Here is a 23,773-nt window from a genome sequence, read left to right on the forward strand (position 1 = left end):
AGAGGGATTGACGCATAGTGCTCGACGTCAACTTCTTCGACGAGCTCCGGATCGGTCTGGCTACCGCTGACGACATCCGTCAGTGGAGCCACGGCGAGGTCAAGAAGCCGGAGACCATCAACTACCGCACGCTCAAGCCCGAGAAGGACGGACTCTTCTGCGAGAAGATCTTCGGTCCGACCCGGGACTGGGAGTGCTACTGCGGCAAGTACAAGCGTGTCCGCTTCAAGGGCATCATCTGTGAGCGGTGTGGCGTCGAGGTCACCCGCGCCAAGGTGCGCCGTGAGCGGATGGGCCACATCGAGCTCGCCGCTCCCGTCACCCACATCTGGTACTTCAAGGGCGTCCCGTCGCGCCTCGGATACCTGCTCGACCTCGCCCCGAAGGACCTCGAGAAGGTCATCTACTTCGCGGCGTACATGATCACGTTCGTCGACGACGAGCGTCGTACGCGTGACCTGCCCTCCCTCGAGGCGCACGTCTCCGTCGAGCGTCAGCAGATCGAGAACCGTCGCGACTCCGACCTGGAGGCCCGCGCCAAGAAGCTCGAGAACGACCTGGGCGAGCTTGAGGCCGAGGGTGCCAAGGCCGACGTGCGCCGCAAGGTGCGCGAGGGTGCCGAGCGTGAGATGAAGCAGCTGCGCGACCGTGCGCAGCGCGAGATCGACCGTCTCGACGAGGTCTGGGCGCGCTTCAAGAACCTCAAGGTCCAGGACCTGGAGGGCGACGAGCTCCTCTACCGCGAGCTGCGTGACCGCTTCGGCACGTACTTCGACGGTTCGATGGGTGCCGCGGCGCTGCAGAAGCGCCTGGAGTCCTTCGACCTGGAGGAGGAGGCCGAGCGCCTCCGCGAGATCATCCGTACCGGCAAGGGCCAGAAGAAGACCCGTGCGCTCAAGCGCCTCAAGGTCGTCTCCGCGTTCCTGCAGACCAGCAACAAGCCCAACGGCATGGTGCTCGACTGCGTGCCGGTCATCCCGCCGGACCTTCGTCCGATGGTGCAGCTGGACGGTGGCCGCTTCGCGACCTCCGACCTGAACGACCTGTACCGCCGCGTGATCAACCGCAACAACCGTCTGAAGCGTCTGCTCGACCTCGGTGCCCCCGAGATCATCGTGAACAACGAGAAGCGGATGCTCCAGGAGGCGGTCGACGCCCTCTTCGACAACGGCCGTCGTGGTCGCCCGGTCACGGGCCCCGGCAACCGTCCGCTGAAGTCCCTCAGCGACATGCTGAAGGGTAAGCAGGGTCGATTCCGTCAGAACCTGCTCGGTAAGCGTGTGGACTACTCCGCGCGTTCCGTCATCGTCGTCGGTCCGCAGCTGAAGCTGCACCAGTGTGGTCTTCCCAAGGCCATGGCGCTGGAGCTCTTCAAGCCGTTCGTGATGAAGCGCCTGGTCGACCTGAACCACGCGCAGAACATCAAGAGCGCCAAGCGGATGGTCGAGCGCGGCCGCACGGTCGTGTACGACGTCCTCGAAGAGGTCATCGCCGAGCACCCGGTTCTGCTGAACCGTGCGCCCACGCTGCACCGCCTCGGCATCCAGGCCTTCGAGCCCCAGCTGGTCGAGGGCAAGGCCATCCAGATCCACCCGCTCGTCTGCACCGCGTTCAACGCGGACTTCGACGGTGACCAGATGGCCGTGCACCTGCCGCTCTCCGCGGAGGCGCAGGCCGAGGCCCGCATCCTGATGCTGTCCTCGAACAACATCCTGAAGCCGGCCGACGGCCGTCCGGTCACGATGCCGACCCAGGACATGGTCCTCGGTCTGTTCTTCCTGACCACCGACGGTGAGCTCCGCGACACCAAGGGCGAGGGCCGCGCGTTCGGCTCGACGGCCGAGGCGGTCATGGCGTTCGACGCCGGCGAGCTGGCGCTGCAGTCCGAGATCGACATCCGCTTCCCCGTCGGCACCGTCGCCCCGCGTGGCTGGGTTCCCCCGGTCACGGAGGACGGCGAGGACAGCATCGCCGCCGGTGAGTGGCAGCAGGGTGACTCGTTCCGTCTGCGGACGACCCTGGGTCGCGCGCTCTTCAACGAGCTGCTGCCCGAGGACTACCCGTTCGTCGACTACTCCGTCGGCAAGAAGCAGCTCTCCGAGATCGTCAACGACCTCGCCGAGCGCTACCCCAAGGTCATCGTGGCGGCGACGCTCGACAACCTGAAGGCGGCGGGCTTCTACTGGGCGACCCGTTCCGGTGTCACCGTGGCCATCTCCGACGTCGTCGTTCCCGAGGCGAAGAAGGAGATCGTCAAGGGCTACGAGGCGCAGGACGAGAAGGTCCAGAAGCAGTACGAGCGCGGCCTGATCACCAAGGAAGAGCGCACGCAGGAGCTCATCGCGATCTGGACCAAGGCGACCAACGAGGTTGCCGAGGCGATGAACGCGAACTTCCCCAAGACGAACCCCATCTTCATGATGGTTGACTCGGGTGCCCGAGGAAACATGATGCAGATGCGTCAGATCGCCGGTATGCGTGGTCTGGTGTCGAACGCCAAGAACGAGACCATCCCGCGTCCCATCAAGGCGTCGTTCCGCGAGGGCCTCACCGTCCTCGAGTACTTCATCTCCACGCACGGTGCCCGTAAGGGTCTCGCCGACACCGCCCTGCGTACCGCCGACTCGGGTTACCTGACCCGTCGTCTGGTGGACGTCTCGCAGGACGTCATCATCCGCGAGGAGGACTGTGGCACCGAGCGCGGTCTGAAGCTGCGGATCGCGGCCAAGGACGAGACCGGTGTCCTGCGGAAGACGGACGACGTCGAGACCTCCGTGTACGCGCGGATGCTCGCCGAGGACGTCGTCGTCGACGGTAAGGTCATCGCGCCGGCCAACGTCGACCTGGGTGACGTGCTCATCGACGCCCTCGTCAACGCGGGCGTCGAGGAGGTCAAGACCCGTTCGGTCCTGACCTGTGAGTCCGCCGTCGGTACGTGTGCGTTCTGCTACGGCCGTTCGCTCGCCACCGGCAAGCTGGTCGACATCGGTGAGGCGGTCGGCATCATCGCCGCCCAGTCCATCGGTGAGCCCGGTACCCAGCTGACGATGCGTACCTTCCACACCGGTGGTGTGGCCGGTGACGACATCACCCAGGGTCTGCCCCGTGTCGTCGAGCTCTTCGAGGCTCGTCAGCCCAAGGGTGTCGCCCCGATCTCGGAGGCGGCCGGCCGCATCCGTATCGAGGAGACCGAGAAGACCAAGAAGATCGTCGTCACCCCGGACGACGGCACCGACGAGACGGCGTTCCCGATCTCGAAGCGTGCCCGTCTGCTCGTGGGCGAGGGCGACCACGTCGAGGTGGGCCAGAAGCTCACCGTGGGTGCCACCAACCCGCACGACGTGCTGCGCATCCTCGGTCAGCGTGCGGTCCAGATCCACCTGGTCGCCGAAGTCCAGAAGGTCTACAACTCGCAGGGCGTGTCGATCCACGACAAGCACATCGAGATCATCATCCGGCAGATGCTGCGCCGCGTGACGATCATCGAGTCCGGCGACGCGGAGCTCCTGCCGGGCGAGCTCGTCGAGCGCTCGAAGTTCGAGACCGAGAACCGTCGTGTGGTCACCGAGGGCGGTCACCCCGCCTCCGGCCGTCCGCAGCTGATGGGTATCACCAAGGCCTCGCTCGCCACCGAGTCGTGGCTGTCGGCGGCGTCCTTCCAGGAGACCACCCGGGTTCTGACCGACGCGGCGATCAACGCCAAGTCGGACTCCCTGGTCGGCCTCAAGGAGAACGTCATCATCGGTAAGCTCATCCCGGCCGGTACGGGCCTCGCCCGCTACCGCAACATCCGGGTCGAGCCGACCGAAGAGGCCAAGGCCGCGATGTACTCGGCCGTCGGCTACGACGACATCGACTACTCGCCGTTCGGCTCGGGCTCCGGCCAGGCCGTTCCGCTGGAGGACTACGACTACGGTCCGTACAACCAGTAAGTAGTGCGAACCGAAGGGCGGTCACCCCGATTGCGGGGTGGCCGCCCTTCGGCGTTTCAGCGTTGGGCCAGCTCCCAGACCGCGACGAGCACGCCGGCGCTCGCGGTGAGCGCGGCGATGCTGGTCAGCGGCCAGCGGGCGCGCTCAAGGGAGTCGAGCCGGGCCTCGTGGTCGGCCAGCTGCTTGTCGGTCTGGTCGCTGCGCTGTACGAGCAGCGCGAGCGAGCCGTCGACGCGGGCGAAGCCGGCCTCCAGGGTGCCCCGGAGGCGTTCCAGTTCGAGGGCGACGGCGACGGGGTCGTTCGGATCAGACTCGGTCATCGGCACCACCCGGGGTGGATCGGAGCCAGGACGGCAGCAGCTTCTGCGCCGCGTCGAGGGCCATCACCCGGGTCAGTCCGCCGGCGACGGCCAGCGCCCCGGCGACCCAGGGGAGGGTCGCGGGGACACCGGAGGCGTCGACGATCGCGGGGAGCACGACGGCGATGCCGACGGCGGACTGGAGGACGGTGCGGGCCGTGCGCTTGGCGGCATCGGACATCGGGGGTCTCCTCTCGTGCGGGGCTACTTCGTGTACGGGACCTTCAGCGCGCTCCAGGAGGCGGCGCCCGGGGTGCCGTCGGCGTCGGAGCCGCGGAATCCGAGCTTCTGCTGCCACTTGGCGTAGCTGCGCCGGTCGGCCTCGCTCCAGCGGGGGCCGGGGCCGACGACGTACGCGGAGCAGCCCTCGGCGACGAGACGGCGGCCCATCGCGGTGATGACCGGGGAGCTCGTCTCCCTGCGGAAGAACGAGGTGCCCGGGAAGGGCTGCAGGCGGGGCGGTGCGGGCTTCCCGCCGGCGGGCTTTCCGCCCGCGGGGGTGCTCGGGGCGGGGGCCTTGCCGAGGCGGGCCTGGACGCGGTCGCGCATCGCCGGCATGCCGAAGCCCTTGGGGTCGCTCTTCCAGTCGGACCATTCCAGGTGACCGATGACGGACCTGGCGCCCCAGTCGTGGGCCCGGCACAGGGCGGCGGAGACCCGCTCGATCGCGTCGCGCTGGGCGGCCGGCCAGGGGTCGGTGCCGTTGCCGAGGTTGACGCACTCGAAGCCGTAGAAGCGGGAGTTCCCGTCGACGGCGCCGGGGCTGCCCTGGTGGACGCGGGGGGCCGGGGGCCGGTCCCCGTACGTCTCGCTGATCACGGCCTGGAGGACGGACGGGTCGCCGCCGCCGGCGTGGTTGGCGCGGCCGTTGGCGACGAGGTGGACGGTGCCGTCCTTGGCGATGACGCCGTGGCAGAGCGGTCCGGGCAGGCCCTCGTACCCGTTGAAGCAGAGCTCGACGGAGGAGGCGGTCCCGGTGGAGACGGTGTGGTGGATCATCACGCCGGTGACCGGGCCCCAGGCGCCGGTGTGGTTCCGGTTGTGGGTGCGCCAGCCGGGGTGCTCGACGACGGTGACGCCTTCGGCGCGGAGTGCGGCGAGGAGCCGGTCCGCGGGGAGGGGAGTGGCCATCTGGTGTCCTCCGGACATGAAGAAGGCCCGCGCTCGGGCGGGCGTACGGGTGGGGTGCGGGCGGGGCGGCTACGCGGCGGATTCCGGGGTCTGCTCCGGGATCTCCGGTGCGGGAGCGGGGTCCGGCTCGGGCTCCGGTTGCGGCGCGGGGGCCGGGGCCGGGGCCGGCGGCGCCCAGGTCGCGCAGAGCGCGGCGTACGCGTCGCGTCGGCCCGCGAAGTCGGCGAGCGCGGCGGCCACGGCCCGCTCGACGGCGGACGGGTCGGGGACGACGGGGCTGCCGCCCTGCCCGTTGACGACGATCAGCCCGGAGCCGCGCAGGGCCGCGTCGGCGGTGCCGGCCTCGGTGACCTGGGCGGAGACGTAGACCGACGGGTACTCGCCGGTCATCGGGTCCTGTTCCAGGGGGCCGCCGAAGCTGTTGTCGTAGACGCGTACGTCGAGGGTGTGGCCGTTCTCGGTGACGGCGGCGCGGCCCGCGTAGTCGATGGCGACGCCCCAGGGCTGGGTGGGGTCGATGTTCATGGTGTGCTCCTTGCCGGCCTCGGAGGGCGGATCAGGTCTGGGTGCCGTACATCAGGACGGGCTGGGCGTAGACCGTGCCGCCCGAGGCCATGGCCTGGATCTCGACGGTCATGATCTTGCCGAACTTGGTCTGGATGTCGCCGGGCAGCAGGCCGGTGTGGTCGTAGGTCTGGCCGGCGGTGACGGTGGGGCCGAACGGCTGGCCGTCGACGAGGACCTTGACCTGGCCGGTCGCGCCGCTGGAGACCTTCGTGTAGACGGTCAGCCGCATCTTGGGCTGCCAGATGGGGTTGAAGGACTGGGCGATCATGGTGAACGCGGCGCTGGTGGTCGACGGCCACCGGGCCTGGTTCTGGTCCACCGGGGGCAGGAGCTGCAACCACGGCCGGGCGAGGCCGCCGGTCATGATGTCGTCCGCGAAGATCTCGTGACTGTAGCCGTCGAAGATCCGGATGACGGGCCTGACGGTGGTGGGGGAGCTGGCGCCCATCTGGAGGACGGGGGCCGTCGAGCCGTCGGCGTTGGTGCGCCGCACCGTGAGCTGGCCGTCGGCGACCTCGTTCATGGGCGGGCGGGTGTTGACCGCGGTGGAGAGGGCGGTGATCCGGCGTTCCATCTGGTTGAGCCGGTCGATGATGTCCTCGGGCAGCTGGGGCATCAGGCCTCCTCAAGGTAGAGCTCGGCGGTGTCGGGACGGCCGCGCTCGGGGGGTGTGACCTTGACGCCGATGATGCGGTAGCGGGCGTCGAGGCCGTTGGAGTACCACTCGTCCGTGATGCGGATGCGGGCGGTGCGGCCCAGGAGCGCGGGCGGGACGATCCCGCCGAGGTGGATGCTGATCGCCGGGATCACGACGGCGCCGCCGGCCTGGGCGAGTTCGGTGGCGGCGACCTGGTCCAGGGTGAGCTGGTCGGTGATCTCGTTGTGGTCCGAGGAGAGGTCGATCAGCGGCCAGCCGTCGGCGATGAGGTCGGTGGCGATCTGCTGGGTGGAGACGAGCGGCCGGGACTCGGCGGCGGCGTTGCTGTTGGTGGAGGCGCCCCGGGCGACGGCCGTGGTGCCGCCGCGGGTGGCGTCCCAGGGGAAGGAGTACGACAGGATCGTGCCCGGCCGGTCGAAGACCAGGTCGGTGGCGCCGGTACGGATCTGGGGCGCGCCGAGCCGGAGCTGCCGGATGCGCTTCCCGCTGACCGGGTCCCGGTACACCATGATCTGGTGCTCGAAGCCGTCCTGCAGGGCGGCGAGCTGGTCCAGCGCCTCCAGGTAGACGGTCTCGTCGCCGTTCCGCCAGGCGGCGGTCCGCTTGGTCGTGGAGGTCTCCTCGCCGAACTCGACGGTGAAGGCGTCCTCCTTCGTGAGCTCCGTCCACAGTCCGCGGGCGATGGCCAGCTGGTCGGTCGGCTGGTTGTACTCGATCTTGGAGCGGATGCGCCTGCGGCTCGCGTACGAGTCGAAGGTGGCGGCCTGGAGGGAGAGGGTCAGCACCCCGCGGCCGCTCGACTGCAGGGTGGTGGTCCAGACGATGCCGCCCCACCACAGGTCGCCGTCGCGCTCCAGGTAGACCGTGGTGCGGCCCTCGCGGACCTTCTTGACCCGGTCGGCGATCGCCTTGTCCGGGATGGGGATGGTGCCGGAGAGCGAGCCGGCCTTGCCGATGAAGTCGTCGAACTGGACGTCCCGCAGGGGCAGGATGTCGATGGTCTGATCGCTGGTCAGGTCACAGAAGATCGCCCGGTAGGGCGTGTCGAGTGCCATCGCGTTCCTCCTTACAGGACGTAGGTGGCGGTGATGTGCACGATCCGGCCGTTCGGGATGACGGCGGTCGGCGTCCAGGAGCGGAGCGAGACGATCCCGGTGGAGAAGATCGTGGCGCCGCCGGTGGCGAGGTAGTCGCTGGCCGGCGCCTCGTAGTTGGAGACGGGGCGCCAGCCGGTCGGCAGTACGCACATCTGCTGGTCGGGGATGGTGCCGGTGGAGCCCGCGGTGATGTCGGTGCCGGCGCGGGTCATGCTGACCCTGACCGTGGCGACGCCGCGGGTGCGGCGCGCGGTGAAGTTGGAGACCGTCCAGCCGCCGTACGTGTTCAGCGCGCCCGACGCGGTCTCGACTTCCACCGGCGGCTGGTAGTTCGCCCAGGTGGTGCCGTTCCAGCGCTGCAGGACACCGTTCGTCTCGCGGAACTGTCCGATGTAACTCCCCGTGGACAGCATGTTGTTGGGGGCGATGCCGCCGATCTCCCGGGGGTAGGCGACCCAGCTGGTGCCGTCCCAGCGCTGGAGGAAGTGCGAGTTGTCGTTGTCCTGGTACTGCCCCGGGTAGGCGCCCGGCACGGCCGCGTTGTTGTAGACGGGCAGGATGCCGCCGACGGAGGCGATCGTGGTGCGCAGGTCGGTCAGGATGCCGTCGGCCCAGCCGACGCCGCCGGTTCCCGCGGAGGCCCCGGCCTTCACCCTGACGGAGAACAGCGTGAGGGAGACCGGGGGCGGGGTGGGGGCCACCGGGACGGCCGCCGGTTCGCCGCGGACGATCTCGATGGCCGCCTCGTACTTCCCGAGGGCGTCGATGTCGTTGTCGTAGACGCGCAGCACGACGAGGTCGATGCGCGGGTTGAGCGGGTCGCCGTCGCCGAAGGTGATGGTGATGTCCTCGTCGAGGGCGACCGGGTAGGAGCCGTCGGTCGTACCGCCCTGGACGACGGCCCTGCCGTGGTAGACGGTGGCGGTCATCGGGCCGTTGCCGCTCATCCACAGGCCGCCGACGCGGTACTTGCCGTCGTACGTGCCGGGCAGGATGCCGGACCGGGAGGCGAACGGGTTGACGGGGGTGGTGGCGCCGATGCTGGTGATGCGGGTGTTCTGGCGGGTCTGACCGGTGGGCAGCAGCCAGCCGGAGCGTACGGGCATGGGTTCTCCTGGGAATCAGGGCGGCAGGACGGCGGTCCTGGTGGCTCAGTACTGCGGGGTGACCTGGATGAAGGAGTTGTCGAACCAGGCCCGCAGGGTCACGTGGGAGGTGCGGTAGTAGGCGGTGAGGGTGTACGAGGCGCCCGGCGTGAGGTTGCTGAGGCGCTGGATGGTCGCCGCGGACACGCCGTCCGACGGCAGGGCGGGCTTGCCGACCTTCGCGGCCAGCTCGTCCTCCACCTCGCGGACGAGGGTGGCGCCCTGTGTGATGCGCAGGCACATGAAGGCCGTGCCCGGGATGTTCGTCGTCTGGCCGGTGTCGAGGATGGTCTCCATCCGCGAGCCGAAGTTGACCAGCACGTTCTTGGACGGCGGTGCCGTGAACGTCAGCGCCAGCGGGTTCGTGGTGCGCTCGACCAGCGTCGTGACGAAGGTCGTCGAGGTCGTGTAGCCGGCGTCGAGCGAGTCGTTGAAGTACGGCCCCGGGAACGCCGGTGCCCACGCCGAGCCGCTCCAGCGCTGGAGGGAACCGCCGGTGGAGTCGCGGTACTGGCCGGTGTAGCCGCCCTGCGCCATGGAGACGGAGCCGGGGACGACGCCGCCGACCCCAGCCGGGTACGACACCCACTTGCCGCCGTCCCAGCGCTGGAACTCGCCGCCCGGGGTGTCCTGGTACTGGCCCGGGTACGTGCCCCGCTGCGTCGGGCCCTCGACCGGGAGGATGCCGCCGAGGGAGACGACCGGGGTGCGCAGGTCCTTGAGGGCGGTGTTCCACGGGATGCCGCCGTTGCCCGCGCTGGCGCCGGCCGGGACGGTCACCTCCCACAGGGGCAGGCTGAGCGACGGGGCGGCCGGGGCCTGCGGGGTCTGGCCGGGGACGCCCTGGATGACCTCGATCTTCGCCTCGTTGCGGTTCGACGAGTCGTACAGGTTGTCGTAGATCCTGGCGACGACCAGGTCGACGCGGTTGTACTGGGCATCGCCCGCCGCGAAGGTGACCACCTGGGAGGCCGGGAGGGTGACCGGGTAGGCGCCCCGGGAGATCGAGCCCTGGATGACGGCGCGGCCCTCGTGGACGGTCGCCGTCATGGCCGCGGCCTTCTCCATCCACAGACCGGAGAGGCGGTACTGCCCGTCGTACGAGCCGGGCAGGATGCCGGAGCGGACCTGGACGGTGTTGAGCGGCGTGGTCGCGCCGGTCTGGGTCAGACGGGTGTCCTCGCGGGTCTGGCCGGTCTCGGCGGCCCAGCTGCTGCGCAGGTTCATGGGTTCTCCAATGAGGGAGGTGCGGGAGGGGGGAGGGTCAGGACTTGAGCCACTCGGCGGTGAGGGTGCAGGCGTAGCCCGAGCCGCCGAGGGTCTTGATCGCCGCGGAGTGGCTCTGGAAGCCGGCCAGCTGGAGCGTGGTGCCGGCTTCGAGCCGGATCAGGCCCTGGCCGCCGACGCTGATGGCGCCGTTGCCCGCGGGGGTGAGCCAGGTCATCCGGGACTGTCCGACGCCGCCCGCCATGACGCGGGCGCCGCGCATGCCGGTCTGGCCGTCGTTGGCCCAGGTGGCCTGCCCGGAGACCCGCCACCAGCCGGAGCGCGGCACGACGTAGGTGTTGTTGCCGGCCCAGCCGCCGCCGTCGTCGACTTCGACGGTCGGCAGGTTGAGCACGGTCCACGTGCCGGGATCGACGCTCTGCATCTGGGCGGTCGTCCACTGGGTGGCGGCGAAGAGGATCTTCGTCCGGCCCTCGACGTACTGCCAGGCCGAGCCGTCCCAGCGTTCGAGGATCCCGGCGTTGTCCCGGTACTGCCCGGCGTAACTGCCGACGGACAGCAGGCTGCCGGGGGCGATGCCGCCGAGCGGCTTGGGGTACGAGACCCAGGTCGCGCCGTCCCAGCGCTGGAGCATCCCGGCCGCGTCGCGGTACTGGCCGACGTACGCGCCCTTGAAACCGCTCGTGGGGAGGATGCCGCCGAGCGCCACCACCGGCCAGTGCTGGGTGGTGACGCCGGAGCCGGTCCAGGTGATGCCGCCGGTGCCGGCGGAGGTGCCCTTCGGGACCCTGACGGTGTAGAGGGGCATCGTGCTGCCGGGGCCGCTCGCCGGGGCCACCGGCACGGTTGCCGGCACGCCCTTCACGAGGCGGATGACGGCGTCGGTGGTGCCGGTCTTGTCGTAGGCGTCGTCGATGACGGCCAGTTCGATCAGGTCGATCCGGTCGTACTGCGGGTCGCCGTCGGCGAGGGTGATCGTCTCCGGGGACACGGCGCTGACCAGGTAGGCGCCCTGGCGGGTGTCCTTGCCCTGGATGATCGCGCGCCCGGTGCCGATCGCGCACTGCATGGCGCCGGCCCCGGTGAGGACGAAGCCGCCCGGCAGGATGCCGGGCCGGGAGCGCAGCGGGGTCTCGTCGGGGCTCTGTCCGCTGGGGGTGAGCAGGGCGGCCAGCGTGAGGCGGGTGTCCTCACGGGTCTGGCCGGTGGGCAGGAGCCAGGCGGCTCGTACGGTCATGGTTCACCTCTTTCAGGAGGGGCGGGGGAGGCTGCCGGTCACCACTCGGCGCTGCGCCAGCGGACTGTCATCAGGGCTCCCAGGCCGGATCCGTCGGGCCGGAAGGACAGCTCGGTGCGGCCCGGTTCGAGGAGGAACAGCTCCTCGGGGCTGGAGTCGGCCATCGCGGTGTGGCGGCGGGACGCGGTGCTGTTGAGCATCACCGTCCCGTTGGCGGTGTCGACGGTGAGCTCGTCGCCGGCGGCCAGGTCGATCGCGTACCGCAGGCGGCGCATGCTGACCCGCTCGGTGACGGTCGGCATGGAGCACGGCCCGCGGAAGGTGATCACCGGGTGGGTGGCTGCCGAGCCGGTGTTCTCGGCGACGGTGTCGCCGGTGGACGTGGCCCGGCCCCAGTCGAGCGGCCACGTCAGGGGCCAGACCAGCCCGGGCTCGGGCTGCGGGGCGGTGGTGGTGGCGGTCTGCTCGTTGACGACGTACCGGCGGGGGTCGGCGGCCAGCCACTGGACGGACATGCGGGAGCTGCCCTGGGTGGCGAAGCCCTGGTCGGCGGGGACGACGCGCTGGGCGATCCGGGCCCGTACGGCGAGCAGTTCGCCGTGCAGCCGGACGGTGAGCCAGCGCTCCTCGTCGAGGAGGGCGAGCGCCTGGCGCAGCGCGCGGATGGCTTCGGAGGCCTGGTTCCACTCCGGCATCAGCACGATCGTGCCGCCGACCTTGCGCGGCTTGGCGAACCGGGAACCCGGCCAGGCTCCGTGGGAGGTCGGCCGGTCGGCGTCGGAGGAGTCGTACTCGGGCAGGTCCTCCCAGCCCGACAGGCCGGACTTGTCGATGGCGAACGGTGTGCCGGGCCCGATGAGGAGCCCGGCCCACTGGATCTGCCCGTCCTGGGTGATGAGTGAGCCGGGCGCGAGGTCGGCGATGAAGGTGTTTCCGGCGTATGTGGTGGTGGTCTCGGCCATGGGGGCCGTCACCTCACTTCTGGTGGGAGGTCGGCGGGTGTCACGCGCGGGCGGTCGCGAGGAAGAGCAGGTCCTCGGCGGTCGACCGGGGGCCGGCGCCCGGGGCCTCGTGGAAGTCCCGTACGCGGTACGGCTGTCGGGGCGGCTCGGTGAGCGCCGGGATGCGACGGTCCTCCAGGGCGGAGAGCGGGTCGATGCGCGGCGCGTCGGACGCGCCGGGGAAGACGACACCGCCCTCGGCGAGCATCGGGACCTTGTCGAGGTCGACGCCGAACTTCTTGCCGAGGAAGCTGAAGCTGAGCTTGTTGAGGCCGTCGATGATCCAGTTGGCGAAGGCGATCAGGCCGTTGATCGGGCCCTTGACGACGCCGAGGACGGTGTTCAGACCGCCCTTGACCAGGTCGCCGATGCCGCGCAGGGCTCCGGAGAACGCGTCCTTGGCGGTCCGGAAGAACCCGGGGACGGAGTCGGTGATCCAGGAGACGATCGGCTGTACGGCGTTCTTGATGCCGTTCATCGAGCCCGAGGCGATGCCGCGCAGCGCGTTCGAGGCCGAGGAGACGGCGGAGCCGATCTTCGAGATCCCGTTGACGGCGGCGCCGATGCCCTTGATCGCTCCGGTGATCAGGGTCAGGTAGCCCTTGAAGTAGATCCCGACCGCGGTCCCGATCGCCTTCACGAACGGGCTGATGAACTTCCAGACGGCCTGGACGCCCTTGAGGGCCTGGTCGAAGACCTGCTTCATGATCTTCTGGCCGGTCTCGGAGTTCAGCGCGAGCTCGATCAGATACGCCGCGACGGGCACGATGATGCCGACGACGAAGCCGAGCGGGTTGGCCCGCATGGCGACGTTGACGGCGGTCATGACGATCGAGGCGACGGTCATCACCGTGCCGTAGGTGTCCATCAGGCGGGTGACGACGTCGGCGACGGGCAGCAGCGGCAGGAGGAGGGCGAGGATGCCGCCGACCCCGGTGCCGATCTTGCCGGCGGCCGTCCTCGCCTTGTCCGCCGCGGCGCCGATCCGCCGGGTGCGGGCGGGCGCGGTGGACCTGCCGGTCCTGCCGAGGGAGCCGGCGGCCCCGGCGGCGTTGCTGCCGAGGGTCCGCACGGAGGTGCCGACGGTACGGAGGCCGGCGGCGAACTTGTCGATGCCGCCGCCCGCCCGCTGCACGTCCTGCTTGAGCCGCCGCAGCGAGTCGCCCGCCTGACCCACGCCCTGACGCAGGGAGCTCATCACCGGGGCGACGCCCCGGAACGGGTCGGGCATCACTGCCACGGCACTCATCCGCGTGCCTTCGCCAGGTACATGAGGGCGTCGGCGGTGGACTGCGGGTCGCTGTTCCGGGCGGCGTGGTAGTTCTCGATGTGCAGCCCGGGGCCGTTCGCACCGCCCGGGTGGCCCTGGGCCATGCGGGCCCGGCGGGCGGTGAGGGCGAGCAGCCGGTCCAGCTTGGAGAGCGGGAGGACGGCCTCGGCCTCGCCGGCCTCGGCGAGGATCGCCGGGACACCGCCGTGGCGGGGCATGACGACACCACCGGTGGCGAGCATGGGGATGGTCGGCAGGTTGACGCCGAAGGTCTTGCCGCCGACGACCGGAACCCAGCCGGGGACGCTGACCTTGATGGAGTTCAGTCGCCCGATCATCGAGTTGATGAGGCCGATGACGGAGTTGATCGGGCCCTTCACGCCGTTCTTGATGCCGTCGAACGCCCGGGACGCGATGTCCTTGAGGCCGTTCCAGATGGACGACATCTTGTCCTTGACGGCGCTGAACGCCTTGGGGATGGCGGTCTTGATCCAGTCGACGACCGGGGTGATGACGGCCTTGATGCCCTTCCAGACCGCGCCGACGACCGACTTGATCGCGTTCATCACCGTGGTGATGACCGTCTTCCAGATGGTCACGTAGGTCTTGATGACGGTCGCGACGGCCTTGACGACGGTGGAGACGGCCTTCTTGATGCCGTTCCAGACCGTCTTGATCAGGTCGCCCGCCTTCTTCATGATCGGGCCGATGGCCTTCATGACGGAGCTGATCACGGTCTTGATGGCGCCGAACGCCTTCTTCATGATCGTCTGCATCGTCTTCGAGCGGCTCGCCATCTCGACGATCTTCTCGATGAGCGGCATGAAGAGTTCGAGCAGCCGGGCGAGGATGTTGCCCTTCATGGACTTGTTGAGCTTGTCCTGGCCCTTGGCGGCCTTGCCCGCGCCGGACTCGTACTTGCCGAGCTTGCCGCCGGCCGACTGGGCGGTGTCGCCGGCCTTCTTCATGGAGCGCTCGGCCTGGTCCGAGGCGGTCTTGAGGTTCTTGAGCTGGGTGCCGGAACCCTGCGCGTTGGTGCGCAGGTTCTTGAGCTGGTTGGAGGCCGTGTTGCCGGCGTCCCCGACCTTCTTGACCGAGGTCCCGGCACCGGACGCCTGCGTCTTGAGGTTGCGCAGGGAATCGGACGCCTTCTTGGTGGAACTGACGAGACTCATGGGTTACCTCCTTTCGGGGTGGGTGGGGGTCAGGCGAGGGCCTGAGCGGTCTCCTGGGCCTTGAGCTTGAGGTTGTTGAAGGCCTGGGCCACGTCCCCGCCCGCCTTCGCGAGCCGCTCGGCGGCCCTGGCGGCCGACTCCAGGCCACGGGCCTTCGGGAGCTTCTTCGGGTCGAAGTGCCGCTGCGCGCTCGCGAGCTTCCCCGTCGCCGTCGCCATCGCCTTGATCTGCGTCGGGTTGGCGTCGACCATGGCCGCGTTGAGCTTCTCGATCTTCTTGGGGTCCGGGATCTTCTTCGGGTCGTAGTCCTTCACGGCCTCGATGAGCTTGCCGACGGCGGTCGCGACCAGCTCGGTCTTGGGCGGGTCGAAGGCGGCGACGGCCGTCTTGATCCTGTCGATCGCGTCGGCCGCCTTGGTCATGGCGCCGGCCTTCGGCAGGTCCTTGAACTTGGTCCTGAACGGGCCTGCCTGGGTGTTGAACTCCTTCAGGTGCGGGTTCAGCGCCTCGAGCTGCCGACGGAGGGGCTCGAAGTTCGCGTCGGCGGGGATCGAGGCCATTCCGCCGCCGGCGGCTTCCTCGCGCGCCCGGACCTGTTGGGCGTCCTGGAGGCGGGGGAGGGTGTTCCCGTCGTTGATCGCCAGGATGCGGCCCCGGGTGTTCACTCCCGGGATCTTGTCGATCAGGTTGAAGAACAGGCCCTGGACGGCCCGTTGGAAGTTGGTGAAATTCGTCAGCATCATGAGGCCGACCACGGGGACCAGGAAGCTCGCGACGGCTGCTCCGAGGTAGTAGCCCCAGTACTCGCTCTTCTCGTAGTACTTCTCGAGTGCCGCGGCGAAACCGTCCAGGCCCATGCCTTCCAGGAGCTCGGTCTTCTTCGCCTTGGTGAGCTCCTGGTGCATGTCGTCGATCTTCTTCTTGAGCTCCGTGAGGGGCCCGAGCTGTTCCTTCAGCCAGTTGGTGGTGGGCAGCCAGCCGCCGTCCGGTGTCCGCAGGTGATGCCTGAGACTGGCGATCTGGATCGAGAGTTCCTCGTTCGTTACTTCTGCCATGATTGCTCCGCTTCCGGCCGGTGACGGCCAAGCGCCGAAAAGCCCCTGCCGGTTCCGGCAGGGGCTCGTTCGTGCGGGGGCAGCCGGTGGCGGCTAGGCGTCCTCGCCTCGGCGGGGGCCGCGGCGCATCGCCGCGAGCGCGTCGTTCCAGCCCGCGGTGTACGCGAGGGTCTCGTAGCGGGAGACCTCGGCGTACAACGTGCCGAGCAGCGCCCTCTTGTCGAGGGCGACGGGTCCGTCGAGGAGCTGGCGGAGGCGGTCCTGGAGAGGGATCTGCGGTCGCGATGCCTCGGCCTGCTGGGTCATGGACGCCTGCCTTCCGGTTGCTTGCCCGTGCGGGTGTGGCGGCGCCGCGGAGTGAGGGGCGGGGGCACCACGTGTTCGAACTGTTGTGCGAACAGAGTGTGGAACATCTGTTCGATGTTTGTCGAGCGGGAAACGCCTGACGGTGTGTCTTCTTGCGCGTTTCCCGAACGCGTTGGCGGCTGAAACGGCCGTGAGTTCGACCGGGTAACCTGGAGGACGCGCCCTCCGTACCGGACCACCTCGGGGGGTGCGAGGGGCGCGAGGGGCGCGCGGGGACCCCAGGGGGCTGGAAGGCAGTACTGACGCATGGATACGGAGCCGGGCGCTGGTAGCCGGGAACGAGTCGTCGACTGGCTCGCGGCCCACCCCGATCTGCCTCATCTCTTCGCCTACCTCTCGGAGCTCGTCCACGTCTCCGGGTACGCCCCCGAGGAACTCGTCGTGATCCCCCGGGCCGAGGTCGACCGTCGGGAGACGACCGCCTTCACCTCCGGCTGGGCCGAGGCCGTGTCGGACGAACTGCCCCGCATCCGCCGGGAGTACGAGAAGCGCGTCGCCGACGCCTACGCACAGGGTCAGGGTGACGCGCGTGGAATCCGCCGCCCCCAGCGCCGTACGGACGCCGGCCAGGAGGGCGCCCGGGTGATCGCGCTGCCCTTCGCCCGGCTCCTCGAACCGCCCGCGGCCGTCGTCGAGGCCGAGGAGCGCGTACGCAGGGAACGCGAGCTGTTCGAACAGCGAGCCGAACCCGAACAGCGCCCGGCATCCGAGCAGCGCCTGACGCCCGGGCAGCGGTCCGAACCGGTGCAGCGGTCCGAGTCCGGGCAGCGGTCCGAGCCCGGGCCGGAACCCGAGCGGAAGGAGTCCGAGGCCGATCCGGAGCCGGACGTCCTCGTGACCGCCCAGGAGAACCGGGCCCGCCGGAACGCCCAGCCGGTGCGGAAGGTCGTGCGCGGCAAGGGCGGCCGGCCGATCGTCCCGCCGCTGGCCGGGGTGCCCGCCCAGGTCGGACCGCCCGTCGACCGGCGCGACGCCGATTCCGCCGAACCGGACGCGCGCGCGAGCAGAGGGCGGAGACTGTCCGACCGGGCCAGGGCCCTGGAGAAGGACATGACCGCCGAACGGGGACGGGAAGAAGCGCCCCCGGAGCCCGCTCCCTGACGGGAAGGGGCTCCGGGGGCCGCGGGATCACCCGAAGAACCGGGCGATGGCGTGGTGGGACGGCAGCGGGTTCTCCTCGGCGGGCGCGCTCTCCCCGCCCCGGACCGCGTCCGCCGCGTCCTCCGTTCCGTCCTCGTCCTCGGTGGGAACACCCGGACGGGGAACGGGCGTCGGAGCTTCCGGCGGATCGGAGTCCTCACCGGTGTTGACGCAGGCGAACATCCAGTTCGCCATGGCCATGTGGTCCACCGTGGCCGCGAGCAGATGGTCGGTGATCGACCACTCGGCGGCCTCGCCGTGGAGCTCGCGCTGTACGGCGCTGTCCCGCGGCAGGTGCTTGATCAGAGCCATGACCCGGCGGCTGGAGAGCGTGCCGCGGTGCCAGTCGAGCAGATCGGTGGAGTAGTAGCGGAGGAAGTCCGCTTCAAGGGCCTCGGCGTGTTCGTCGACGAACTCGACGAGGCTCAGTCTTCCCCCAGGCCGAGCCCGGTCTCCTTGCCGTAGGCCTCCAGGATGGCGGCGATGTCCTGCATGGTGGTGTCGTGCTGTTCGAAGCGGGAGAACTGCTCCTCACCCATCAGGAGCGCGAGCAGGCCGTCCACGTCGTTGTCGTCGAGCTTGCGCAGCGCCTTCGCGGTGCCACGGCTCAGCTCGGTGGGCAGGGTGTAGCTCTCGCCGTCCAGCTCGAAGGACCAGGCGCGGCCGTGGGCCTCCTGTCGCTGGGCGCGGGCGGCGTTGACGTCGAAACGGGCCATGGTGATGCGTACTCCTTGTTCGAGTGAGTGAAGAGGAGAGGGGTGGGGCGGGACGGCGCTGCGCCGTCCCGCCCCGGGTGGAGAGGGATCAGACGGTGGCGGAGTACTGGCTGTCCTTCATGAGGAAGGTCGCCAGCGGCTTGCCGTCGCCCTTCGACATGGCGGAGAAGGTGACGCCCAGCTGGGACGCCGCCTTGCGGGCCAGCTTGATGTCGTCGGTCGCGGTGACCTGGCCGCGCGGGATGATGAAGCGGTACCGCACCGCGGTCGTGCCACCGGCCTTGACGTCGGTGAACTCCAGGCCGAGGGCACGCACGTCGGCGAACGGACGCTCGGCGATCTCGTAGCGGTAGGTGTCGACGGCCGGCGTCGGCTCCGCCTTGACGGCGTCGCCGCCCATGAAGAAGGGCAGCGTGTCCTCGTTGAACTGGAGCAGCGAGAACTTCAGCGAGAGGTCACGGCTCGAGTAGATGTAGTGGATCGGGGAGACCGACTGCCACGAGTCGATGGCCTCCAGCTTGTCCTTCTTGGAGAAGGTGACGCCGTCGCCGGAGGTGAAGCCGAGATCCTTCCAGCCCGCGCCGGACCAGTCGGCGGCGGAGTCCGTGCCGAAGGTGGCCGGGGCGGAGGTGCCGGCGTCGGCCACGTAGAGCTTGCCGGTGCCTGCGACGCGGATCTCGGCAGAGTTGTTTCCAGCCATGGTGAGGTTCTCCTTGGGTTGGGTGAGGCGCCGCCCCGGGCGTCGGGCCCGGGTACGGCAAAGGCCCCGCCGGACGGCGAGGCCTGGTCTGTGGGGGAGCGCCCGTCAGGGAGCCGGAAGGGCTCGGAGGGCGCTCGGGGGGCGAGCGGCCCGGGAGCCGCTCAGGGGGCGAGCGGCTCAGAAGACGCTCAGGGAGAGACGGATGACGCAGAGGTAGCGGTTGGCGCCTCGGTAGAGGTAGTCGGGCATCCAGCGCGGCCCGTCCTGCTCCTCGACGTCGTGGACGAGGTTGTTGGCGCCGATCTGCTTGCCGATGGTGGCGAGCAGTGCCCGGCGGGCGCCGTTGGCGAGGACGTGGGCGGCGTTCTTGCTCGGCCCGTACACCTCGAACTCGATCAGCGGCATGTCGACGTGCAGGTCGCCGACCCAGGCGCCGCCGCGGCGGTTCACCAGGACGGCGCTCTGTGTGCCGTCGAAGCCGGCCGGCGCGTTGACGGCGACCGTGACGCCGGCGAGGGCGGGATCGGCCTTGAGGACGTCGACGACCAGCTTCTCGACGTCCGGGAAAGCACTCGGGGGAGTGGTCATGACGGTTCTCCTCGGTGGGAGGGACAGCAGGACGGGGTGCCGCCCGGGGCGCTCCGGCGGGAGGGGGCGGGGCGCGGCAGCGCACCCGGACGGCGAACGGCGGAGGCCGCGTCCCGTCCTGCGGGCGCAGCTCCGCCGCTGCACCAACTGTGACAGCGATCGTGCGCGCACGCAACTAGAACGGGAGGGGGATACGCCGGACCTTCCGCCGGACGACCCCCTCGATAGGTTGGCCGTCACCGAACCGAGGGAGCCGCCCGTGTCCGCCGACCGCCCCCACCTGCTCTATGTGACCGACCTGGCCTACCCGGCCCGGGGGCGCCGCTACTGCGACGAGGACATCCACCTCACCGCCCGGCTGCGCGCCGACTTCGACCTCGCCCTCTGCCACCCGCTCGACGCCGCCGCCCTCATGGAGGACTTCGACGCCGTCGTCGTCCGCAACAGCGGCCCGGTCCTCGGGTACCGCAAGGAGTACGAGGCCTTCCGCGAGCGCGCCCTGGTCCTCGGCACCCGCGTCTACAACCCCCTCCACGGGCGCGGCGACATGGCCGGCAAGCAGTACCTGCTCGACCTCACCGCCTCCGGTCACCCCGTCATCCCCACCGCAGACCGCCCCGAGGGCCTCGCCCTCCTGCCCGACGCCCCGGAGTACGCGGTCAAGCCCAAGGCCGGCGCCGACTCCATAGGCCTGCGCTTCGTGCCGCGGGAGGACCTCGCCGGCCTCACGTACGACGACGTCCTCGTCCAGCCGCGCATCGACTTCCGGTACGAGGTCTCCTTCTACTTCGTCGACGACCTCTTCCAGTACGCCCTGTACGCCCCGGACCCCCGGCAGCGCTGGGTCCTCGAACCGTACGAGCCCACCGGCGCCGACCTGCGCTTCGCCCGCCGCTTCGTCGACTGGAACACCCTCGACCACGGCATCCAGCGCGTCGACGCCTGCCGCACCCCGGAGGGCGAGCTGCTCCTCGTCGAGCTGGAGGACCTCAACCCGTACCTCTCCCTCGACCGCGTCCCCGAGCCCGTACGCGAACGCTTCGCCGACACCCTGGTCCGCTCCCTCCACACCTTCCTGACGGCATGACGGCATGACGAAGCGCCCCGATTCCGGATCCGGAATCGGGGCGCTTCGGTGAGGAACGATCAGACGGTACGCGTACGGCGACGGGCCAGCCGCTCCGCCGCGAAGACGTCCTCCAGGCGGAAGAGCTGCGCGCGGCCCGCCTTCCCCGCGGCCCGCAGATGCCCCAGCTGCACCCACTTGCGGATGGTCGCGGGGGCGACCCCGGCCTCCTCGGCGGCGAGCGGCCCGGGAATCAGGGCGGGAAGCGCGGGCAGCGCGGACAGCCCCGGCATCGCGGGTGAGCTCAGCATGCGGTCTCCTTCGTGTCGTCCATCGCCGCCTCGATCTCCTCGGTACGGGTCCCCGAGGCCTCCGTCAGCTCGTCCCACCGGTCCTCCGGCCACAGGTGCCGGTACGCGGGGTCGTCCTGGCAGCCGCAGGCCGCGTCCGTGCAGACGCACGCCGGGTTCACGCACAGCACCGCCCGCCGGTCCGGGAACGCCCGCAGCGACACGGAGTCGCACCAGGGGCAGCGCCCCGACACCCGGACGATCGTCTCGGCGTCGCCCAGCGTCCGGGCGCACCGGCGCGCCATCCGCCGGATCTCGTCCCGTACGTGCCGGGCGAGGTCCGGGTGTGCGGCGACGGCGTCGAGCAGTCCGACGATCCGGCGCAGCCGCTCGATCACCCCGGCCCGGCGCGGCCGCGGCAGGGTGAGCCGGGCACAGACCGCCTCCTCCAGCTCCACCACGCCGTCGGTGATGTCCCGGATGGCGTCGGAGATGTGCAGCCGGATCGGGGCGGCGCCGTGCCCGGGTACGGAGAGGCCGTGCCGCTGTTCGAGGAGCAGCGCCTCGCGCCGCTCCTCGCGGATCAGCTCGTCGCGGCCGGGGTGCGGGGCGGTGGGCGCGGTCCCGGCGGGGGAGCGGCGGCCGGGCGCCAGCTCCTCGGAGAGCTCGGGGAACTGCCGTACGAGGGAGGCGGTCCAGAGGGCGATGTCCCGCAGGACGAGCCGGCCGGTGTGGCCGGCGCCGCCGAGGGCGTCGGCGGTATCGATGCCGTGCGGGGCGCCGGTGCGGTCAGCCACGGCGGACACCTCCCGCCAGGGCGACCGCCTTCGCCACGCGCTGAGCGTCCGCCGGGCGGCCGTTGCGCCAGAGGCGGCCCGCGCAGACGCCGTCGAAGTAGCTCTCGGACGGGGCCACCGTCGCCTCGCACTCGCGGCGTACGGGGCAGTCGGCGCAGGCGCGCAGCGCCGGGGCGGCCTCCTTGGGCCGGCGGGCGAAGACGACGGACGGGGAGAGGCCGGCGCACGCGGCGGAGGCCTGCCAGGGGGATGGGTCGGGCTGGAACAAAAGGTTCTCCACGGTCCGAGGCCACCGGGGCGTCCATGGTGCCGATGGGGCTTCTGGGGCTCAGGGGGCCGACGAGTGCGGCGCCCAGCAGCCTGACACGTTGCGTGCGAGCGCGCAACAAACTTGTGAGGGTGCGCTGATCAGGCCTTCATCGATTCGACACGATTGCGTGCCCGAAAGCACGTAATTCCTTGCGCGCAAGCACGCTAAAGTGAGGCATCCGGAGGGTGGGGGAGCGAGGAGCGGTACACATGAGTAGTCAAGGACTCGACGAGTTCGCGGGCTGGGTCGAGGGTCTGATGAGAGCGCGCGGCTACGACATCGACAGTCCGCGCGGTGGCGGCAAGTCCCGGATCGCGGACGAGGCCGGAGTCCACCGTGCCGCCGTGACGCGTCTGCTGCAGCGGCAGAGCATGCCCGACCTGGAGACGATGCGCCGGATCGCCCCACTGCTCGGGGTCTCCGTCCGCGACATGCTGATCCGGTCCGGCCGGGTCACCCCCGAGGAGCTTCCGCTCGCCGCGGATCTGCTGCCGCCCAACGACTGGCAGCCGACCATGGAGGACTTCGCCCGCTGGCTCGGTGTGCCCGACGAGCGCCTGGGCGTCTTCGTCAAGGTCGTGAACCAGTTCCTGGAGCCCGACGAGGAGGGCGCGGACGCCGAAGGCGCCGTCGAGGCGCGGCGTACCGCGCGCGACTGACCGCGACCGCCTCGCCCGCCCGCCGGCCGACCGGCCAGCCGGGACCGGGTCCGCAGGGCCGCCCGGGGTGACCTTTCCCCGGGCGGGCCTCCCCGGGAGATCTCTCCGGAAGCCCCCAAGGCAGCCCCGCCAAGGGTTTCGACCCGCCCGGCGACGCCCGGGGCTCCATGCGCGTGGCCATTTGTTTTGACCGGAGTCCATGCGATAGGTACGCTCATGCCTTGTGCCTGGGGTGTGCCTGGGCTCGTGTGCGTGTCCTCAACCGCACGGCGAGTCCGCGAAACGGCCACCGTAATCCGCGCCTTTTCCGCCTTCGGCGGAGGTCCGCGAGATTCGACACACCCGACCGCGTGGGTCGGTAAATGTTCCAGGTTAGTTTGACGACGGCACACAGAAACCGGAGAAGTAGTGCCTACGATCCAGCAGCTGGTCCGGAAGGGCCGGCAGGACAAGGTCGAGAAGAACAAGACGCCCGCTCTTGAGGGTTCCCCTCAGCGTCGTGGCGTCTGCACGCGTGTGTTCACGACCACCCCGAAGAAGCCGAACTCGGCCCTCCGTAAGGTCGCGCGTGTGCGTCTGACCTCGGGCATCGAGGTCACGGCCTACATCCCGGGTGAGGGTCACAACCTGCAGGAGCACTCCATCGTGCTCGTGCGTGGTGGCCGTGTGAAGGACCTGCCGGGTGTTCGCTACAAGATCATCCGCGGTTCCCTCGACACGCAGGGCGTCAAGAACCGTAAGCAGGCTCGCAGCCGCTACGGCGCCAAGAAGGAGAAGTAAGAATGCCTCGTAAGGGCCCCGCCCCGAAGCGCCCGGTCATCATCGACCCGGTCTACAGCTCTCCTCTTGTCACCTCGCTGATCAACAAGATCCTGCTTGACGGCAAGCGTTCCACCGCCGAGCGCATCGTGTACGGCGCCATGGAGGGTCTTCGCGAGAAGACCGGCCAGGACCCGGTCATCACGCTGAAGCGCGCTCTCGAGAACGTCAAGCCGTCCCTCGAGGTCAAGTCCCGCCGTGTCGGTGGCGCCACCTACCAGGTGCCGATCGAGGTCAAGCCCGGTCGTGCCTCCACCCTCGCGCTGCGCTGGCTCGTCGGTTACTCCCGCGCCCGTCGCGAGAAGACCATGACCGAGCGCCTCCTGAACGAGCTCCTCGACGCCTCGAACGGCCTCGGAGCTGCGGTCAAGAAGCGTGAGGACACGCACAAGATGGCCGAGTCCAACAAGGCCTTCGCGCACTACCGCTGGTAGTCGCAACCCACATCGAGACCGAGAGAAGACTGAG

General features: G+C 70.1%; 27 protein-coding genes. 6 read left to right on the forward strand and 21 right to left on the reverse strand.

Annotation, left to right across the window (positions count from 1 at the left end; translation table 11 throughout):
* The first annotated feature begins 17 nt into the window (after positions 1–17).
* On the forward strand, positions 18–3,932 hold the full coding sequence (locus OG580_RS21370; protein ID WP_267045283.1) for a DNA-directed RNA polymerase subunit beta': 3,915 nt from the start codon (positions 18–20) through the stop codon (positions 3,930–3,932).
* A gap of 56 nt (positions 3,933–3,988) precedes the next feature.
* Here OG580_RS21370 and OG580_RS21375 read toward each other — a convergent pair whose 3' ends face one another.
* The 14 genes from OG580_RS21375 to OG580_RS21440 form a co-directional block, all read right to left on the reverse strand.
* On the reverse strand, positions 3,989–4,252 hold the full coding sequence (locus tag OG580_RS21375; RefSeq protein WP_267045284.1) for a hypothetical protein: 264 nt from the start codon (positions 4,250–4,252) through the stop codon (positions 3,989–3,991).
* The gene (locus OG580_RS21380; RefSeq protein WP_267045285.1) at positions 4,239–4,472 is read right to left on the reverse strand and encodes a hypothetical protein; all 234 of its coding nucleotides are present in this window, start codon (positions 4,470–4,472) and stop codon (positions 4,239–4,241) included. The genes OG580_RS21375 and OG580_RS21380 overlap by 14 nt, the downstream gene beginning before the upstream one ends.
* Positions 4,473–4,495: 23 nt before the next feature.
* Positions 4,496–5,422 (reverse strand): peptidoglycan-binding protein, encoded by a 927-nt coding sequence (locus OG580_RS21385; RefSeq protein WP_267045286.1) that lies wholly within the window; start codon positions 5,420–5,422, stop codon positions 4,496–4,498.
* A 69-nt stretch (positions 5,423–5,491) separates the two neighbouring features.
* Positions 5,492–5,947, reverse strand: a complete 456-nt coding sequence (locus tag OG580_RS21390; RefSeq protein ID WP_267045287.1) for an ATP-binding protein — start codon at positions 5,945–5,947, stop codon at positions 5,492–5,494.
* Positions 5,948–5,978: 31 nt separating this feature from the next.
* The gene (locus OG580_RS21395; RefSeq protein WP_267045288.1) at positions 5,979–6,605 is read right to left on the reverse strand and encodes a hypothetical protein; all 627 of its coding nucleotides are present in this window, start codon (positions 6,603–6,605) and stop codon (positions 5,979–5,981) included.
* On the reverse strand, positions 6,605–7,702 hold the full coding sequence (locus tag OG580_RS21400) for a hypothetical protein (RefSeq protein WP_267045289.1): 1,098 nt from the start codon (positions 7,700–7,702) through the stop codon (positions 6,605–6,607). The genes OG580_RS21395 and OG580_RS21400 overlap by 1 nt, the downstream gene beginning before the upstream one ends.
* A gap of 11 nt (positions 7,703–7,713) precedes the next feature.
* Positions 7,714–8,850 carry a hypothetical protein gene (locus OG580_RS21405; RefSeq protein ID WP_267045290.1) on the reverse strand — a complete coding sequence of 379 codons (1,137 nt, stop codon included), beginning with the start codon at positions 8,848–8,850 and terminating at the stop codon, positions 7,714–7,716.
* 45 nt (positions 8,851–8,895) lie between these two features.
* The gene (locus OG580_RS21410; RefSeq protein ID WP_267045291.1) at positions 8,896–10,116 is read right to left on the reverse strand and encodes a hypothetical protein; all 1,221 of its coding nucleotides are present in this window, start codon (positions 10,114–10,116) and stop codon (positions 8,896–8,898) included.
* 37 nt (positions 10,117–10,153) lie between these two features.
* A complete protein-coding gene (locus OG580_RS21415) occupies positions 10,154–11,353 on the reverse strand; it encodes a hypothetical protein (RefSeq protein ID WP_267045292.1) in 1,200 nt (399 codons plus the stop codon).
* A 38-nt stretch (positions 11,354–11,391) separates the two neighbouring features.
* Positions 11,392–12,315: a phage tail protein gene (locus tag OG580_RS21420; RefSeq protein WP_267045293.1), complete on the reverse strand. Its 924-nt coding sequence runs from the start codon at positions 12,313–12,315 to the stop codon at positions 11,392–11,394.
* Between the two features lie 40 nt (positions 12,316–12,355).
* Positions 12,356–13,603 (reverse strand): tape-measure protein, encoded by a 1,248-nt coding sequence (locus tag OG580_RS21425; protein WP_267045294.1) that lies wholly within the window; start codon positions 13,601–13,603, stop codon positions 12,356–12,358.
* On the reverse strand, positions 13,600–14,799 hold the full coding sequence (locus tag OG580_RS21430; protein WP_267045295.1) for a phage tail protein: 1,200 nt from the start codon (positions 14,797–14,799) through the stop codon (positions 13,600–13,602). The genes OG580_RS21425 and OG580_RS21430 overlap by 4 nt, the downstream gene beginning before the upstream one ends.
* Positions 14,800–14,828: 29 nt before the next feature.
* Complete coding sequence (locus OG580_RS21435; RefSeq protein ID WP_267045296.1) at positions 14,829–15,854, reverse strand: hypothetical protein; 1,026 nt, start codon at positions 15,852–15,854, stop codon at positions 14,829–14,831.
* A 93-nt stretch (positions 15,855–15,947) separates the two neighbouring features.
* Positions 15,948–16,160 (reverse strand): hypothetical protein, encoded by a 213-nt coding sequence (locus OG580_RS21440; protein WP_267045297.1) that lies wholly within the window; start codon positions 16,158–16,160, stop codon positions 15,948–15,950.
* 306 nt (positions 16,161–16,466) lie between these two features.
* Between OG580_RS21440 and OG580_RS21445 the strand changes: the two genes are divergently transcribed.
* On the forward strand, positions 16,467–17,321 hold the full coding sequence (locus tag OG580_RS21445; protein WP_267045298.1) for a hypothetical protein: 855 nt from the start codon (positions 16,467–16,469) through the stop codon (positions 17,319–17,321).
* Positions 17,322–17,348: 27 nt separating this feature from the next.
* Here the strand turns inward: OG580_RS21445 and OG580_RS21450 are convergent, their stop codons facing one another.
* The 4 genes from OG580_RS21450 to OG580_RS21465 form a co-directional block, all read right to left on the reverse strand.
* Positions 17,349–17,672, reverse strand: coding sequence for a hypothetical protein (locus tag OG580_RS21450; RefSeq protein ID WP_267045299.1), 324 nt, complete (start codon positions 17,670–17,672; stop codon positions 17,349–17,351).
* A 113-nt stretch (positions 17,673–17,785) separates the two neighbouring features.
* Complete coding sequence (locus OG580_RS21455) at positions 17,786–18,076, reverse strand: hypothetical protein (RefSeq protein ID WP_267045300.1); 291 nt, start codon at positions 18,074–18,076, stop codon at positions 17,786–17,788.
* An 88-nt stretch (positions 18,077–18,164) separates the two neighbouring features.
* Positions 18,165–18,776, reverse strand: a complete 612-nt coding sequence (locus tag OG580_RS21460) for a phage tail protein (RefSeq protein WP_267045301.1) — start codon at positions 18,774–18,776, stop codon at positions 18,165–18,167.
* A gap of 177 nt (positions 18,777–18,953) precedes the next feature.
* Positions 18,954–19,364 carry a hypothetical protein gene (locus OG580_RS21465; protein ID WP_267045302.1) on the reverse strand — a complete coding sequence of 137 codons (411 nt, stop codon included), beginning with the start codon at positions 19,362–19,364 and terminating at the stop codon, positions 18,954–18,956.
* 259 nt (positions 19,365–19,623) lie between these two features.
* Here OG580_RS21465 and OG580_RS21470 point away from each other — a divergent pair, with 259 nt between their 5' ends.
* On the forward strand, positions 19,624–20,451 hold the full coding sequence (locus OG580_RS21470; RefSeq protein WP_267045303.1) for a hypothetical protein: 828 nt from the start codon (positions 19,624–19,626) through the stop codon (positions 20,449–20,451).
* Between the two features lie 59 nt (positions 20,452–20,510).
* Here the strand turns inward: OG580_RS21470 and OG580_RS21475 are convergent, their stop codons facing one another.
* The 3 genes from OG580_RS21475 to OG580_RS21485 all read right to left on the reverse strand — a co-directional run bounded on the left by OG580_RS21475 (position 20,511) and on the right by OG580_RS21485 (position 21,797).
* Entirely contained in the window at positions 20,511–20,741 is a 231-nt protein-coding gene (locus tag OG580_RS21475) for a hypothetical protein (RefSeq protein WP_267045304.1), read from the reverse strand.
* Entirely contained in the window at positions 20,735–21,436 is a 702-nt protein-coding gene (locus OG580_RS21480) for a hypothetical protein (RefSeq protein ID WP_267048072.1), read from the reverse strand. Before OG580_RS21480 ends, OG580_RS21475 begins: the two co-directional genes overlap by 7 nt.
* Positions 21,437–21,509: 73 nt before the next feature.
* A complete protein-coding gene (locus tag OG580_RS21485) occupies positions 21,510–21,797 on the reverse strand; it encodes a WhiB family transcriptional regulator (protein WP_267045305.1) in 288 nt (95 codons plus the stop codon).
* Between the two features lie 239 nt (positions 21,798–22,036).
* Between OG580_RS21485 and OG580_RS21490 the strand changes: the two genes are divergently transcribed.
* The 3 genes from OG580_RS21490 to rpsG all read left to right on the forward strand — a co-directional run bounded on the left by OG580_RS21490 (position 22,037) and on the right by rpsG (position 23,739).
* The gene (locus OG580_RS21490) at positions 22,037–22,486 is read left to right on the forward strand and encodes a helix-turn-helix transcriptional regulator (protein WP_267045306.1); all 450 of its coding nucleotides are present in this window, start codon (positions 22,037–22,039) and stop codon (positions 22,484–22,486) included.
* A 408-nt stretch (positions 22,487–22,894) separates the two neighbouring features.
* On the forward strand, positions 22,895–23,266 hold the full coding sequence (gene rpsL, locus OG580_RS21495; protein ID WP_003948652.1) for a 30S ribosomal protein S12: 372 nt from the start codon (positions 22,895–22,897) through the stop codon (positions 23,264–23,266).
* A gap of 2 nt (positions 23,267–23,268) precedes the next feature.
* Positions 23,269–23,739: a 30S ribosomal protein S7 gene (rpsG, locus tag OG580_RS21500; RefSeq protein WP_024755400.1), complete on the forward strand. Its 471-nt coding sequence runs from the start codon at positions 23,269–23,271 to the stop codon at positions 23,737–23,739.
* The last annotated feature ends 34 nt before the right edge of the window (positions 23,740–23,773 follow it).

It is taken from the genome of Streptomyces sp. NBC_00094 (genome assembly GCF_026343125.1).
In the GTDB taxonomy this organism is placed as follows: domain Bacteria; phylum Actinomycetota; class Actinomycetes; order Streptomycetales; family Streptomycetaceae; genus Streptomyces.